This window comes from Rugamonas violacea (assembly GCF_016461825.1).
Classification (GTDB): Bacteria; Pseudomonadota; Gammaproteobacteria; order Burkholderiales; family Burkholderiaceae_D; genus Rugamonas.
In genome coordinates this window covers 1-655 of sequence record NZ_JAEMNU010000165.1, presented here as the reverse complement: position 1 = coordinate 655, position 655 = coordinate 1, and the positions used below count along the sequence as shown (strand labels likewise).

Genomic DNA, 655 nt, shown 5'->3' with positions numbered 1-655 from the left:
CTAATTGCCCGTAAGGCTTGTCCCTATAACCTTAGCAGGTTGTAAGAATAAGAATTATGTGTCGCCTGAGTTGTTGAGACATGCTTCATTACCCCATTCTTTACCAATACTTCTTCCCAATTTTAGAGCGCCGCCGCCCCGTCGGGAGCGCGCGCTCGTACAAGTCAATGCCTGATGACCATAGCAAGTTGGTACCACCCCTTCCCATCCCGAACAGGACCGTGAAACAACTCTGCGCCGATGATAGTGCTGCAACCAGTGTGAAAGTAGGTTATCGTCAGGCTAGTTATATAGTAGTAGCGAAAAAACCCCATCAGCCCGAACGCGCTCAAGACCGCGTTCGGTGCAGATGGGTTTTTTTTTCGTCCATATTCCTCGTCTACATTCTCGCCACCGGACACTTCCACTGCTTGTGTGGGCTATGCCGAACCCGTTTGACCTCCATCAATGCATGCGTTCCCGAGCGGGAGATGATATTTAGGCGCTTCGCGCTTAAATTCTCCGCGCTGCGCATTGCAAGCGCTCTCATGTCAGCATGTTTTTGATGAGGCCGCTTATGCATAGGTTTATACACATCTCGACAGCTGGCGAATTTTGCCTGACCGACAATGGAGCGGGCGATAGATCCGTCTACATTCAAGCACTTACGAAAGTA

Annotated in this window: 1 rRNA gene; it reads left to right on the top strand. The window is 50.2% G+C overall.

From position 1 onward, the window contains the following. Positions 1–170 precede the first annotated feature (170 nt). A 5S ribosomal RNA gene (gene rrf / locus H7U20_RS29705) occupies positions 171–283 on the top strand. The last annotated feature ends 372 nt before the right edge of the window (positions 284–655 follow it).